Below are 14,468 nucleotides of genomic sequence, written 5' to 3'. Positions count from 1 at the left end.
GTGCGAGCAAACCCTGTGAGCAAAATTAATGTGGATTTATTATAAAAAGATTGAGATAGAAAAGCAAGTAAAAAATGAACTTTTAAAAAATATTTTTACTATTTGTGAGTGGTGAATATTCAGATTAGAAATTGTCAGAAGATTATTTTTACGTGAAACCCCGTGAAACGATTAACTAAATATTTTAAAAAATATTTTTTGTTACATCTTACCTGTTTATTAGCAGAACATCTTTAAAAGAATGCTCTAAGTACCGCTTTTACGTTGTGCATCGCCGCGTTCCTTCCTTCACTTCTTCCAAAATAATTTATTTCCATCTGAAGATTCTTTACAAGGCGGTATTCAAACAGAAATCTCCATAACCAACTTTGTCCACGTAACTTTCCTTCAGTTAATTCAAACAGCGGTTCTATGATTGTCTTATTAACAGTAACTTCCTCACGTGTGAACTCTATTCTTAACTGCCCATCGGCAGAGATGGTGTATTGGCACCTCAAAGATTGATCATTCATATCTGCGGCAATAGTATCGCAATTTATCGCTTCTCCAAATCCAAATTTGAATCCCACTTCAAGTTCTTGCCATGGACGATATGACCAATCTGTTAAAAAAGAATTCGAACTGATCGACCATGAGCGTAAGCCGCCATTATAACCGCTTCGTATATCAGATTTTTGCGATAATTCTGTTTGATTACTTATCTCCTCGATCAATTGCCAGCGAATTCTACCGAAATGTTCTCTCCGATATCTCTTTTCTCCGAATGATGCATACTGAGTCATCGATTTGCTCTGCGTGTAACGATATGTCGATGAAAAGATCTGATTATCTTTTAACAGGTGAATATCTTGAACAACAAGATTACTGCCTGCGAGAGTTGTTGATTCATCTTGAAAGCGATTCAATTTCAAATAATAAATATCTTCCACATTGCTTTTGCTGCTTTTTTCTTCAACCCTAAGATATGTTTCTGTGGAGACAGCAGATATAACTTCTTGTAACATTGAATTAGATTTAAACAACCGTTCAGGTTCTAATCTAAAACGGCTCGCCGCTTTCACTTCAGCAACCGGAATTAACTGGTCTCCGGGTACAACCACCGCAACATACTCTCCGTCAAACCGGCTTAATTGAAAATCTTCCTGATCAATTATTAAATTATTATTCAAGTCACCCAGATAGATGTATGATCCGGTTCCTTTTGGCACATGTTGAAATAATCGCTCCAATTTTGCTGTCATCCCCCTTGTTGCTTCGTAATATAATTCAGTTTCAAAAGCGCGATTTATAAAACTCGTGTTGGTTTGCCATCGAAAAAGGATATTAGAATTATCAACATTCCCTCGTCGAATATAATCATCTGTGAATTTTCTCTGTTGAGCTGCAACTTCCACGTTCGTGGAGAATGTTTCATCGGGCACCCAGCGCGCATTATATTCCTGAATAAACCGATCTGACACGTGGGTTATTTTCCCGTGATTGAGTGAATCATCTCGTTGCATTTTCACATTACTTTCCAGCAACAGTTTATCTGATGGTTTTATCCCAACTCCTCCGCCAATATCGGTCCATAAATAACTTCCCGAGATCAATGAATCGTTTGAAATACGTCGCGTTTTAAGATCTTCATACGAAAGCTGAATTCGAGGTTCGATAATTCCATATTTGTATCTGCTATCGAGATATTGTTTACTCCATTTGCTTTTCGAATCGAATAAATTATTCTGAGTTTTTATATTTTCCATTCTATACCGGACGAATGGAAATAATTCATCGCTTATCTCACCGCTGATGCTATATCTCAACGTATTGAATCCATCTCCCCGTGTGACTTTTCCGGCATTTGTTCCAAACGTCAAGAATTGTTTCGGTTTGTATGTGAGATTGCCTTCGATGAGATTTTCATCTTCTTTTAGATGATCGGATATATTCCAATTCCGGTTATATTCTACTTCATTAACTCTATCCAAGGGAGAAAAAGATTTTCCCACGAATCGTTCTTTGATCCCGAAATCGAGCGATCCAAAATTAATTCCTGCGACATTCAGATTTTCGCGAGAATAGATTGCTTTCAAAGAAAGCGCATTGTCAATAACCTTGGCTTCTGGTGCGAACTTGTTTGCTGAATAATTGCTCACTCCATATTCACCGGTTATTTCAAAATCTTTGACCGGTTTCAGATTTATATCAAAATCAAATAACGAACGGCTCTCAGGTACAGGTAAATATTTGATCGGTTCATAATTGCCGCGCCCTATACCGGCGAACTCATACCTGCCTATGCTTATTTTTTTATAACTTCCAGTTCCCGTATAAGCAAACGATAAATTGTAAATCGAATGAACTGTATCAACAGGATTGAATCGATAAATTCTAAGAATCGAGTCGGTATTCGCGACTGTTTTTACAACAGTATCGATAGCCATATACTGACCTTTGCCAATCCCTACTTCTTCAATACCTGAACGATAAGCTTTCTGCGGATCATTTCCTGCGTCACGAAGGATTGATTTATCGGACTCACTAAGAGAGATATCTATCGGCGCATTCTCGTTATCGTTTTCCTGGAAAAACATGAAATTCATTTTCAATTTATCGTCCATGAGACGAATGCCTGTTTTACCGCCATATAAACTACGGTTATATTGTCTATCCGTGTATTCATAATCGGTGATAATTCTGCTGCCGCGCATTATCAATCGTTTGATGGTGAATGTTATTTCGGCAGTCGCGTAATCAATAGTATAATCCGCGTTCTCACCACGTAACATTTTCTCTCCGTTTAGATACACACGCTCGCTTCCGGCAATCACTATAATGTTACGGTTATTGCGTTCACCAGTTAGCCGGTACGGTCCTTGCACACCATCAAATCCCTGAAATTCATTCGTTGTAAATTTACCGCGGGTTACTGCACCGGCAATATGAAAATCTCCCCCGACCTTACCGACGCTATAATTAATTGATCCTTTCGCTCCCGATAACTTCCGATTTAAGTTACCAAACTCATTACCTGCAACATTTATATTTATATCGCCAAGTGTGGCAGACATATTTTCACTTCGTATTTCAATCAGCACCTTATCAATTTCCTGGAGTGTTTGTGTTGTTCCTTCCGGTTGAAGTGGAGAGTTTTCATCTGTCAACGATCCTATGACTTCCACATCATCTGCCAGCTTACCCGACATCTGCATACGGAAGCCGGAGTTCAAAGACAAATCACGATTCGTCCCCAACGTAAATCCCCTGACAATACTCCCTGATGCCTGAAGATTTGAACCGAATAAATCATCGACTGAAAAAGATGTTCTTGGTTTGCTTATTCGTTCCGAAATCGTTTTCATACTATCGCTCAACGATTGCGGAATCCGGTGTTTATAATTTTTCTTAATCAGAAAAGGTGCTTGCCGATATTTTATTGCGATTGCGCGATTGTTGTTATCCCGATTAATATCATCCTTAAAAACCTTTTTTATTGTAATCGTATTCAACGATTGATCATAAATGTAATCGATTGAATCTTTGAGGTCGATCGAATCGGCGCGGACCGTTAATGATGTTGGAATAATAAAGGGATGGGTAAGAACAATTGTAGTATCTTTGAATTTAGAGAGGCGGAATTTTAATTCATTCGATACGCCATAGCTGCCCAATTGAGCAGTAGCACAGAAATAACCCAGCAGGATGCTGATGATGAGAAAGAATATTTTACAACGGTTATATAACAAAATGTTGATTGTAGTTAATTGATCATTAAAATAATTCGTAACCGTCGTTCATCATTCTCCTTTCATTATCACTATGGTTAAAAAGTAAGGAAATTGTTAATTATATCCAAAGCGATAATTGATTTTAAGTTCTCTCTTTCTTATCTTTTGACACAAAATTTATCTTGATCACCAATAATCCTTATTGTTATGCCCTTAGTTCCACCATATATTGAATCGTTACAACCATATAAACCGGGAAAACCGATAGACGAAGTTCAGCGTGAATTCGGGATAAAGAAAGTTATAAAGTTGGCTTCGAATGAAAATCCGATTGGCGCCTCTCCTCTTGCTATCGCTGCAATCCAAAAACATATCGGTGAAGTTAATTTCTACCCAAACGGCGGATATGATTTGAGAGTCAAGCTGGCGAAATTGTACAATCTGAAAATTGATAACGTAATTGTCGGCAATGGTTCTGATGGGATAATGTCTTTCATTATCCGTACTTTTTTGTGCGACGATGATGAAGTTCTTACAACCGAATCGGCATTTATCGGCTTCCAGGTTTTAGCACGATCGCGCGGTATTAAGTACAGAACTGTCCCTTACCGCGATTGGCATTACGATCTTCCCGCGCTTGCCAAGCAAGTGAACGCCCATACAAAAATAGTTTACCTTGCAAATCCCAATAATCCTACAGGCACAATTTTCAGCAAGCAAGAGTTCGATGTTTTCTATAAAAATATTCCAGAGCGCACTTTAATTATACTCGACGAAGCGTACTTCGAATATGCACAGCATAATCCGGAATACCCCGATTCAATGCAATACCGTTACGACAATGTTATAACACTTCGGACATTTTCTAAAATTTATGGCCTCGCGGGCTTGCGACTCGGATATGGTTTCGCTCATAAAAATCTAATCACAAACCTGATGAAAGTTAAATTATCTTTCGAGCCAAATCTATTGGCACAGGCGGCGGGTATCGCGGCACTTGATGACAGAGATTTTGTAAAACGCGCGGTTGAACTGAATAATCAAGGATTGAGGTATCTACCCGATGCGTTGCGCGATCTGCATCTGCAAGTGATTCCTTCACATGCCAACTTTGTAACAATCGTGTTTAAAGATGAAAACATTGTGAATCAGATTTACCAAGGGTTATTATCGAAAGGAATCATAGTTCGCCCGCTTAAAGCTTTTGGATTACCGCATTGTATCCGCGTAACTGTAGGAACAATGGAACAAAATCAAATTTTTATTGGAAAGTTGAAAGAGTTGTTAAGAGGAAAATAAAAATCGGAACCGGTAAAAAACCGGCTCCGATTGATTTGATAATAATTCTTTTTAAAATAGGAATGTACCCAGGAATATTCCTCCGTTAAGCATCAAACCTTTACCGCTGATATTCGATGGAACTCCGATAAGATCGTACTTATCATCTAACTTCCATTCCGGCGCAGCCATACCGTTGTAAGCAACTCCTAATCGTACTCCAACCCACCGCAAAACCGCATATTCAATGTTGACCTGCGGTTGGTAGATGAAGAATGCCCCATTCAATGTGCGTGCATATTCATACGATGAAATGTTATTATTCCCGTATTCATCCCAGATATCGTTCCAGATTTTATTCGGGTTTTGGTTACGCCATATTTTCAATGTGGTAGAACCGGCGCCAAGCATGATGCCTGCAGAAATATCGAGTCGCGGTACTATAGGTAAAACATATTCTATTGTCATTCCGCCAAAACCGACAGACAGTTCAACGTCACGCCTCATATTTGGGTAGATACCCGTATCGATTGAAGCACTCTTCATCGTTCCGCTGGCACCAACTCCGCCGATGCGAAGATTCTGCACAAGCATGATATATCCGTAACCTTGTCCGCCAAGTAATAGCATCGGTTGTTTTTCGAATTTCGCGGCACCACTTCGCCCAAGATAATCGTTTATCGGATCCAGGTTTAAGAATAGCAGGTTTTGTGTGAATCCACCCGCACCACCTAATTTCGCAGGTAGAGACCTCTTTGGTGGCATAGGTATTTCTTCTTCATCTTCTTGAGATAACAATGGAAGAAAGAAGATAAAGATCAATCCGCTTATTAATAACAATCGCTTCATTTTAGTTCTCCTAATAAATATTTTCAATTTGGAAAATGTATTAAAATATCCGCACAGTTCCAAAATATTCTTTTTCTTTTACAAATTCGTTATATTGACGAATTATTTTACGGAGTTAATTTGCAAATGATGCGTTTTAAATATTTTTCGTCTCTAATCTTCTTTATCTTTCTGAATATCATCAGCCCTCGTGCATATTCACAAGCCGTAGATGAGAATTTTCAACCGGAATCGCTTTCGAATTTCAACCTCTTCCCCGGCGGTTTGCAATTTCCGCCATTGAAGACAAATACTGAGGAAACACGAGTTGGTTTGGTTCGTTTCTTAGACCGCGCACAAATGAAAGTTGAACTTGGCAATTCAATCGATCTTATTGAATATAAAACTGCTCTTAACAAATTAGTTTTCAGAGTAGGCATTGATTTCTTCGCTTACGCCTACGTAAAAGATTCTGAGGGACTTTATCTTCAGATCGATGCGATAGACGGATTCTTCGGCGGAAACATTACAGTCGCATGTACAGATTCATTCAGCAAACCGATGGCGCGTTTACGGATTCTTCATCACAGCGCTCATCTTGCTGATGGGAATTACTGGATTCACACATATCCGCGCGAGTGGAGTAAAGAAGGTGGTCCCATCCCCTTTTCGCGTGACTTTGGCGAACTTGTTTTACTTCACCATCTTAATTACGGAACAGAGCAACTGCGCTACTACGGCGGAATATCTTACGCCACTCTAAACAGGCCGGCTGAATTTAAGCGACTTGCAGGTTTGGCAGGTATCGAGTTTACAACATCACGGTTGAACTTGAAGATCCTCAACCAAAATTTATCTCCATTCATTTCATACACCATGACAATGACAGGTACGCCAAAATACTCCCCATCTCATCATGCCGAAGCTGGGATTAAAATCGGAAGCGCGTATGGGAAAGGATTCAATCTTTTCTTTTCATACTACAAAGGTAGACATCTCTTTGGTGAATATTACGATCAGCGTTTAGAAACAATTGGCGCGGGATTTAATGTTGATTTCTAAGCTGGGAGGTTTACCTTGTGACAACTCCCTACAACCTTAGCAGTTTTGTTCTTTTGGTCTTGACCAATAAGTAAGATTTAGGTGGTAGTCGCAACCTTCAGGTTGCGTTTCTGTGATACTATCGCAGACATAAAGTCTGCGGCTACCTGAAAATTTCCTTTTGTGTCAATCCCAATAACCAGGCAGACATTTCTCTTTTGGTCATGAGAAGTTTCATTACAACAAAGTATAATGTGCAGCTACAGCCCAAGTTCCGACGAAATTGAGCGCATCGCATCTATAACAAACTGGATATGCTCATCCAGCGGAACGCCTAACTCTTCTGTTCCTTTTATAATATCTTCCCTGTTCACATTGGCGGCAAAACTTTTATCTTTCAATTTCTTTTTGACCGACGATGGTTGCAGGTCGGCAATTTTATTCGGACGCACAAGCGAGCATGCCATAACAAATCCGCACAATTCATCTACAGCATATAAAGTTTTTGCCATTTGCGTATCGCGCGGAACACCGCTGTAGGTTGCATGTCCCAGAATTGCTCGCCGAACATCTTCAGGATATCCTTTATCTTTCAATATCTCAGATCCCTTTAGCGGATGATCGGGCGCGTTTGGGTACATTTCATAATCAAAGTCGTGGAGTAAACCAACTATCCCCCATTTATTTTCATCTTCACCCGACTTGCGGGCATAGGCGCGCATAGCCGCTTCAACCGCGTACATATGTTTTAACAGCGCTTCGTTTTTTGTGTATTCTTTCAGAAGAGATAAAGCATCTTGTCTGTTCATTTTAATTGAATGATTGTAATGATTGAAATAATTGTGATGATTGAAAAGATTGGAATATTTTTGGAGAAATGCAATTTGAGTAGAAGGATGAAGGATAAAAGATAAAGGATGAGTTATTTTCTTTTACTTTCGTTGGCAGGGAGTTTCAGCCTAAGGCTGATGCGCCTCTGGCGCACATACTCCCGACCTGTACACCGATATATTCGGTCAGGAGCAAAGCTCCCTCCCAGCAGTATACCCCAGTGTGGGAGATTATTTGCGCTGTAGTTGTTTTTCCAATTAACGGCGTGGGTTTCCCATCAAGCAGGATACAGTGCGCACCGCCCGTGCGGGTAAACGCAGAAGGTATCGAGGTAAATATTCCTATCACCGTACACTCTCCAAACGGCAAGAGCAAGTGGGCACTTGCCGGGTGCGGGTATGCAAAAGGAAAGTGCAACTCTCCAAATGGGAAGTGCGGACCTGCAGATCCCGCCGGGTAGCCCCGTACAGTTGGTGCGGAGTTACGGATGGAAGTTGGAGATTTGCAGACGATGAGTGCGATGTTACAAATTGTATTTGGAGAGTGTATGGCGGTGCGATAACCGGGGCATCTTGTAAATAGAGAGTCCTGGATAGTAATTGGAGATTGACGGATAGTAAGTACGGGCTTACAGATTGGGAGTTGGAAGTCCCGCCCAACACCTGTAAGAGCACCGGTTGGAAGTTAGAACTCCCCGATTGAATGTGCGAACCGTATTTTCCCTTAAAAACGTTCATTTTAAGCATTATTGCCAATAAATAAACTTAAACACCATATATGTACAGGCGGCGCCTTTTAATGGGAGACGGTTATGCAGATAAGATAATAAAAAAGATGAAAATCTAGTGTTGACGGAAGATATTTTGCTTGACTCTTTGAAGAATGTTCCCTAATTTAAACATCACGAAGAGATGGGTTGATATTGAGAGAACTCACGCGTAGTGGAAGTTGATATAGGGAAATTTAGAGTGCGTGAGTATGTTGATGAGCTTGCATGAAAGACGAATATAAAATATTAGATAATTAAATTGAAAATAAAAAGCGTAGCGACAAAATGTGTGTGGTTGGTTCGTGTGCAAAAGAAGCTCACGTCCGCTCACTTAGTTTTTCCTGCGCAATGATAGGTGCCACGCAACTATTAGGAAAGGAGTTTTCATGCAAATTCAAACTATTACTGAACGATCAAATTACCATACTGAGTCAATTGTGTTTTTAACTTTCTTATCTCTAATTATCGCTTGCAATCTATTTGCCCAATCAACTGTTGAAGATTTTACTGTAGGCTACTACCGCGAGTTGTTATCGCATGTCAAAGAAAATACGCACGACTATGACAACATTAAACTGAACATGGGTGTTGCACAAACCATCGAAGGTGATTGGGAAGGTGCAAGAAATACGTTTCTCGAATTACGCTCTTCACAAAATAAAATAATAGCCCTTCACAACCTCGTTCTAACCGATCTTGTCTTAGGCAAAGTTGAAGAAGCTAAAGAGATAATAGCATCTATCAAGGAGATAGGTTCTGGCCATGGAGGAGAAGGACTCGAGAAACTTATTGGGCTATCCACAGACGAAGTGAAGGCAGCCATTTTTCTCGGAGGAACAGTCAGGGATCCAAAGAACTGGAGAGCATATGCACGTCTAGGCTCCATCCAAGCGAAACTCAATCGTTTCCCCGAAGCAACCGAATCGTATAAGAAGGCTGTGGAGCTTCATAACGATGAGGCTGACCTTCATAATGCTCTGGGAGAAGCCTACGGAAAACTTGGGCAGTTAGAAAAAGCATCTGAGTGTTTTCAAAAGGCAATCGGACTAGATAATAAATTTTCAAAAGCCTATACTAATTCAGGCGTTGTATACGGGAAGATGGGGAAATACGCTGAAGCCATTGTCGCTCTAAACCACGCCGCCAAGCTTGGGTCATCTGACCCCATGAACTTCTACGCTCTTGGTCAATGCTATCTTCTGACTGGGCACAAAGATTCCGCTTCGACTATTTATGAAAAGCTTAAGACGCTCGACATTGAGATGGCAAACAAGTTGAGGAAACGTATTGAACAATAGCAATACTCTATTATGATGTCTCAAAATCGTTGTGCGGGCTACACCCCTCAATGGGCAAGAGCCGTTCGCTCGCACGTTCGTTTTTCCCGCGCAGCGTTATGCGCAACGCGGCTATATAAACTTTGTACCAATTCTTTGAAGGCATTTATTATATGACTAAAAGGCTAATATACGTTACGATCCTGCAAATATGTTTGCTTACTATAACGCAAGCCCAAAATGACACATTATCTCACGATGAACCGTCTTATCCATTTATAGACGCATTTATTTCTGCAAATTTGAATTTTGAAGAAGAATGGATGACAACTGACTATCACCATCATCCGCGCATTGATACGACTAATGTTGCACATGTTGGGCAGATGGTAAACGCTGGCTTCATTGTTGCAAACCTTTCGCTTTCTCGCGATTCAATTCGACATTACAGAATTGACATTAGCGTTGAAGGGCCAGATGGAAAAGAAGTGTATCGTAATGATGAATTTCTAGATTCTAAAAAACATGTTTCTTCAAACTTCGGTTATATTCTTGCAGATCGCGCATTCACAATTATGCCTGAAATAGGCGATCCATTAGGAAAATACAAAATTCGGGCAGTGCTTCATGACCTAATAGCAGGAACCCAAGCAGAAGATATATGTGAACTCAATATTATACCATAGCCGCGTTTCGCATAACACTTTATAAAAGGTTCCCATCAAAAGATGATGAGACAGGCGCCGTCAATATAAAAAGATATCCTGCATCGTTTATTTTTCACCGGAACATACTGTTGCTCTCACATGTCATTCTGAACGGAGCGTAGTGAAGTGAAGAATCTTATACTTCGATCATTGAGATGTTTCGCTGCGCTCAACATGACAACTGAAAGAAAGTTCACTTCACAACGGCATTTATGAAAATTAAATATTATTTCCTCCTCTTCATCATTTCAATCAATCTTATACTGGCTCAACCGGCACCGCAGGAGTGTACATCGTTCTGTCTAAGGAATAGTGGTTATGCTGTATTCGGATCAAATTACGATTATCCGAAAGATATTCCTGAGGGATTGATTTTTGTCAACAAACGGAACGTATCAAAAGATTTTTTAGAATCTGATTCGTTCAGCAAACATCTATGCTGGAGATCGAAGTATGGAAGTGTCAGCTTCAATCTGGTTACGGGTCAAGCCGCGTTCGCGGGGATGAACGAGGCAGGACTCGTCATCAGTTTAATGGGACTTAGAGAGAGTAAATTTCCTAAACCTGATGAGCGACCATGGATACATACTTCTTTATGGTTACAGTACATGCTCGATAATTTCTCAACGGTTGAAGAAGTTATTGCAACCGATTCCTCCCTGCGTACATTTGGAAATGTTCCGCCTTACTTTATTCCTCATTACCTGATCAGCGACAAATATGGTAATTGTGCTACCATTGAATTCCTGAACGGGAAAATGGTGGCTCACTCAGGTAAAAATCTTCCGGTCACTGTTCTGGCAAACAGTACTTATGATCAATCAATATCGGAATGGAATAAAATCTCCGTTCTGAATAAGATTGTAAAGCCGGCTGCAAAAACGAACTCGTCCTTACGCCGATTCACAAGAGCCGCAGAAATGGTATCATCATATGAGCCGGGCGATTCCCAATCGGTTATTAACTATGCCTTCGAAATACTGGATCAGGTAAGTGGTCAAAAGATAAATGGGAGTCCAACGCTTTGGAGTATGGTTTTTGATACAAAGAGTCGCCGCATATTTTTTAAAACCATCAATCACAACGAAATTAGAATGATAGACTTTGAGGAACTAGACTTCTCCTGTCAATCTCCTATAAAAATGATTGATATAAATGAAAGACTCTCAGGTGATATTACCGATAAGTTGAAAGATTATTCATTTGACATTCATGTTAATCATGCAACACGCGCGGCTAAGAAATGGAAAATGAAAATCAAATCTGAAGAACTGCGGCAACAGATCAAAACTTTCGATAAATTTAGATGTGAAAGCTCTCCATCAAAATAATAAGCTTCGATCCAAAATCAAGATCAGTTGATGAAGTAATTAATGACTGGACAACTATTTAATGTCAGTATAGAACACCCCACTCAAAAATCCGCACCAGTGTTTGAGTGAAAATGGGGCGGTTGTTCCTAACTCTGTCCCTTTTACCGGGAGCACGCCTTCGGTGTATGTGTCAGAGTATCTAACTATTTCACCTTTTATATTCTTATCCTGAACAATCTCAACGACTTTCTTTGTCGTTAATAAACCGAAAGGGATGGAATACTTCCCGCACCAAACTACATTCTTCATCTCTTCAGTAAACTTTTTTATCTTTTCAGGTTGAATTTCACCTTTCAAATAATTATCAGCGATTCTTATATCTTGCTCGATCGCTTTCTTATGAGCGGCAGAATCTTCTCCAAACGGAATGTTGTTAAAGTCTTTGCCATAATGATTTGCATCCGATGAGATCAAGAAAACTATATCCTTCGCGATTATCAAATTCTTTTCCTTAACATATTCCGAAATGATTGCAGCCAGTTTCGCCGAAACCTCTTCCATTTTTTCAAACGTCATTGCCGTTACCATGATCGGTGTTATTTTTATGTCGGGATTATAATATTGCAGGAAAGGTAACTGTCCTTCAATTGAATGCTCCAGTTCATGAGCTTTATTGTTTACTCTAAAGAGGGATGTATCAAGATGCGCCTTGATAAACTCCCGAAGCGGTGATATCTGAATGTTTTTTATAGGCCCCTTCCATTCATCATATCCATCCAGCAATATTATATTCTGCGGATCACCGATTTCTTTGCGCACGGTTCCGTGTGTTACGCCAAAGATTACAGCTTCTTTCGATTTTATCGAACGAAAAAGCGGATAATATATTCTTGCCGCGTAGAGATAATCATCATGCGGTAAAATACCTGCAATGATATTATCTATCTTTTTCCCTGTTTCATTTACTTCAAGATAATCGATTAATTTGGTTATATCACTCATTTTCCAGCAATATCCAACATCGTCGCGAATCGGCCGGACAGATTGTGCCACCCCCGTAAAAGCAAGAAGAAGAATGGTGATTATCAGTAAGAGAGTGTTTAGGTGTGATTTCATAATATTCGTCTTTAATATTTGAACTACTTTTGATATTCTTCTGTTTTAAATAATAGGAAATTTAAAATCCAATTTTGTATATTAATATGTTCAATTAACATAAAATAGTGTATGAAGAGAATTGCTAAAAAATCAAATAACAAATCTACACAGAGTCCGGTAAAATATTGTACAGAATGCGGCGAAGTTCTGGATAATTATTGTTTTTCTTCCGATGTAAACAATATTGAAGAGATAAAACAACATCATGAGCAATGTAAAATAACGAAGAAATTCAACGGTGATGTTTGTTCACGTTTATTTATCGCTGAACCTGTAAATCAAAAAGATTTTAAATCAAAGTAAACATACCACCCCATCAGATATCGATCATCTCTCCGGGGATTAATTCGATAACCTTATTTTTCATTTCTGCCGGTAATAATTTTTTCAACGCTTCAGGTGTGCCCGTAAGTATAGGGAATGTGGCGTAATGCATCCCGATAATATATTTTGGTTTTAGTAACCTGCATGCATAAGCCGCTTCTTCTGGTCCCATTGTATATAGACCACCGATTGGCAACAAAACTAAATCAGGTTTATATATATCTCCGATTATTTTCATATCGCCGAACACCGATGTATCTCCTGCGTGATAAACTTTAAATCCATTTTCCAACTCGACGACAAAACCTGCGGCTTCACCTCCCGTAATTACCTTCGCTTCATAATCGACGCCTGAACTATGTTTCGCGTCGACCATCGTGATTTTTATATCATCATGAACCAACGTGCCTCCTTTATTCATCCCTTGCGCATTCGACAATCCTTGATTAGCAAGGTGAAGATACAATTCGAAAATAGCGATTACTTTTGCGTTTGTTTTCTTTGCTATCGCAACAGCGTTTCCGATATGATCTGAATGTCCGTGTGTAATTAATATCAAATCGATATTTTGAATACCAATTGTGTTCGGTGGCGCTTTTGGATTCTCTAACCAGGGGTCTATCAGTATTCTCTTCCCTTTTAAAGTTTCAATCAGAAATGCCGCATGACCTAACCAGGTAATTTTTAAACGTGATTTTTTAGATTTCATATTATGCCCCTTTTTTGTAAAAGATAATAAAATAAATCCAATTGCTCAATAGTCACTACTGGAGTTACCGGAATAAAAAAAGGTTGCCTCTTCGAGACAACCTTCAATAATGATCCGGATTGTAAAAAATATTTACATCGGCTTGCTTTGTTCACCCGGCTTAACATCATATTTCGACGGACATTTCGTTAATATTTCGCTCGCATGGAATGTTCCGTTATTGTACTTTCCTTTTATAACAAGCGCGTCAGCTATTTCAAAATTATTCGGTTTGGCTCCTTTGAATACCACTCTTTGCTCAATCCCGCTATCATCTTTCATATAAAAAGAAAATTCTTTTGAGTTTGCGTCAAACGAAGATTCCTTCTCTTTCATCCAGGTTCCTTTAACCTGAACTTTCTTCTTTACACTCATCGCTTTACCGAAATCCATATACTCAACATTCGATTCAACGAATGAGAGGGCACCGAAAACGATTGCGGCAACTACGATTATTCCACCGATCACGATCTTCAATTTCATT

The 14,468-nt window shown here is 39.5% G+C and carries 13 protein-coding genes; 7 read left to right on the top strand and 6 right to left on the bottom strand.

Annotation, left to right across the window (positions count from 1 at the left end; genetic code table 11):
- Window positions 1-233 precede the first annotated feature (233 nt).
- On the bottom strand, window positions 234-3,728 hold the full coding sequence (locus HZB59_02470; GenBank protein ID MBI5020275.1) for a hypothetical protein: 3,495 nt from the start codon (window positions 3,726-3,728) through the stop codon (window positions 234-236).
- A 189-nt stretch (window positions 3,729-3,917) separates the two neighbouring features.
- Between HZB59_02470 and HZB59_02465 the strand changes: the two genes are divergently transcribed.
- Window positions 3,918-5,009: a histidinol-phosphate transaminase gene (locus HZB59_02465; protein MBI5020274.1), complete on the top strand. Its 1,092-nt coding sequence runs from the start codon at window positions 3,918-3,920 to the stop codon at window positions 5,007-5,009.
- Between the two features lie 51 nt (window positions 5,010-5,060).
- Here the strand turns inward: HZB59_02465 and HZB59_02460 are convergent, their stop codons facing one another.
- Entirely contained in the window at window positions 5,061-5,837 is a 777-nt protein-coding gene (locus HZB59_02460) for a hypothetical protein (GenBank protein ID MBI5020273.1), read from the bottom strand.
- 126 nt (window positions 5,838-5,963) lie between these two features.
- Between HZB59_02460 and HZB59_02455 the strand changes: the two genes are divergently transcribed.
- On the top strand, window positions 5,964-6,878 hold the full coding sequence (locus HZB59_02455; protein ID MBI5020272.1) for a DUF1207 domain-containing protein: 915 nt from the start codon (window positions 5,964-5,966) through the stop codon (window positions 6,876-6,878).
- 239 nt (window positions 6,879-7,117) lie between these two features.
- On the opposite strand, the gene HZB59_02450 is transcribed toward HZB59_02455, so the two are convergent.
- Entirely contained in the window at window positions 7,118-7,666 is a 549-nt protein-coding gene (locus HZB59_02450; GenBank protein MBI5020271.1) for an HD domain-containing protein, read from the bottom strand.
- Between the two features lie 242 nt (window positions 7,667-7,908).
- Here HZB59_02450 and HZB59_02445 point away from each other — a divergent pair, with 242 nt between their 5' ends.
- The 4 genes from HZB59_02445 to HZB59_02430 all read left to right on the top strand — a co-directional run bounded on the left by HZB59_02445 (window position 7,909) and on the right by HZB59_02430 (window position 11,772).
- Window positions 7,909-8,148 (top strand): hypothetical protein, encoded by a 240-nt coding sequence (locus tag HZB59_02445; GenBank protein ID MBI5020270.1) that lies wholly within the window; start codon window positions 7,909-7,911, stop codon window positions 8,146-8,148.
- A gap of 695 nt (window positions 8,149-8,843) precedes the next feature.
- A complete protein-coding gene (locus tag HZB59_02440; GenBank protein ID MBI5020269.1) occupies window positions 8,844-9,755 on the top strand; it encodes a tetratricopeptide repeat protein in 912 nt (303 codons plus the stop codon).
- A gap of 152 nt (window positions 9,756-9,907) precedes the next feature.
- Complete coding sequence (locus HZB59_02435) at window positions 9,908-10,420, top strand: hypothetical protein (protein ID MBI5020268.1); 513 nt, start codon at window positions 9,908-9,910, stop codon at window positions 10,418-10,420.
- A 233-nt stretch (window positions 10,421-10,653) separates the two neighbouring features.
- The gene (locus HZB59_02430; protein MBI5020267.1) at window positions 10,654-11,772 is read left to right on the top strand and encodes a linear amide C-N hydrolase; all 1,119 of its coding nucleotides are present in this window, start codon (window positions 10,654-10,656) and stop codon (window positions 11,770-11,772) included.
- 54 nt (window positions 11,773-11,826) lie between these two features.
- Here HZB59_02430 and amrB read toward each other — a convergent pair whose 3' ends face one another.
- Window positions 11,827-12,870 (bottom strand): AmmeMemoRadiSam system protein B, encoded by a 1,044-nt coding sequence (gene amrB / locus HZB59_02425; protein MBI5020266.1) that lies wholly within the window; start codon window positions 12,868-12,870, stop codon window positions 11,827-11,829.
- Window positions 12,871-12,981: 111 nt separating this feature from the next.
- Between amrB and HZB59_02420 the strand changes: the two genes are divergently transcribed.
- Entirely contained in the window at window positions 12,982-13,215 is a 234-nt protein-coding gene (locus HZB59_02420; GenBank protein MBI5020265.1) for a hypothetical protein, read from the top strand.
- Window positions 13,216-13,228: 13 nt separating this feature from the next.
- Here HZB59_02420 and HZB59_02415 read toward each other — a convergent pair whose 3' ends face one another.
- Together HZB59_02415 and HZB59_02410 are read right to left on the bottom strand one after the other, a co-directional pair.
- Window positions 13,229-13,945 (bottom strand): metal-dependent hydrolase, encoded by a 717-nt coding sequence (locus HZB59_02415; GenBank protein ID MBI5020264.1) that lies wholly within the window; start codon window positions 13,943-13,945, stop codon window positions 13,229-13,231.
- A 132-nt stretch (window positions 13,946-14,077) separates the two neighbouring features.
- Window positions 14,078-14,467 (bottom strand): cytochrome c maturation protein CcmE, encoded by a 390-nt coding sequence (locus tag HZB59_02410; protein MBI5020263.1) that lies wholly within the window; start codon window positions 14,465-14,467, stop codon window positions 14,078-14,080.
- Between the last annotated feature and the right edge of the window lies 1 nt (window position 14,468).

Source organism: Ignavibacteriales bacterium (genome assembly GCA_016214905.1).
Classification (GTDB): domain Bacteria; phylum Bacteroidota; class Ignavibacteria; order UBA10030; family SZUA-254; genus PNNN01.
Note: the sequence above shows the minus strand (reverse complement) of the source record. Positions and strands in the feature narration are given on the sequence as shown.

Excerpts from the sequence above, each read along its gene's own strand:
- HZB59_02465 (MBI5020274.1), top strand. The coding sequence starts at position 3,918 with ATGCCCTTAGTTCCACCATATATTGAATCGTTACAACCATATAAACCG.
- HZB59_02460 (MBI5020273.1), bottom strand. The coding sequence starts at position 5,837 with ATGAAGCGATTGTTATTAATAAGCGGATTGATCTTTATCTTCTTTCTT.
- HZB59_02455 (MBI5020272.1), top strand. The coding sequence starts at position 5,964 with ATGATGCGTTTTAAATATTTTTCGTCTCTAATCTTCTTTATCTTTCTG.
- HZB59_02450 (MBI5020271.1), bottom strand. The coding sequence starts at position 7,666 with ATGAACAGACAAGATGCTTTATCTCTTCTGAAAGAATACACAAAAAAC.
- HZB59_02440 (MBI5020269.1), top strand. The coding sequence starts at position 8,844 with ATGCAAATTCAAACTATTACTGAACGATCAAATTACCATACTGAGTCA.
- HZB59_02435 (MBI5020268.1), top strand. The coding sequence starts at position 9,908 with ATGACTAAAAGGCTAATATACGTTACGATCCTGCAAATATGTTTGCTT.
- HZB59_02430 (MBI5020267.1), top strand. The coding sequence starts at position 10,654 with ATGAAAATTAAATATTATTTCCTCCTCTTCATCATTTCAATCAATCTT.
- amrB (MBI5020266.1), bottom strand. The coding sequence starts at position 12,870 with ATGAAATCACACCTAAACACTCTCTTACTGATAATCACCATTCTTCTT.
- HZB59_02420 (MBI5020265.1), top strand. The coding sequence starts at position 12,982 with ATGAAGAGAATTGCTAAAAAATCAAATAACAAATCTACACAGAGTCCG.
- HZB59_02415 (MBI5020264.1), bottom strand. The coding sequence starts at position 13,945 with ATGAAATCTAAAAAATCACGTTTAAAAATTACCTGGTTAGGTCATGCG.
- HZB59_02410 (MBI5020263.1), bottom strand. The coding sequence starts at position 14,467 with ATGAAATTGAAGATCGTGATCGGTGGAATAATCGTAGTTGCCGCAATC.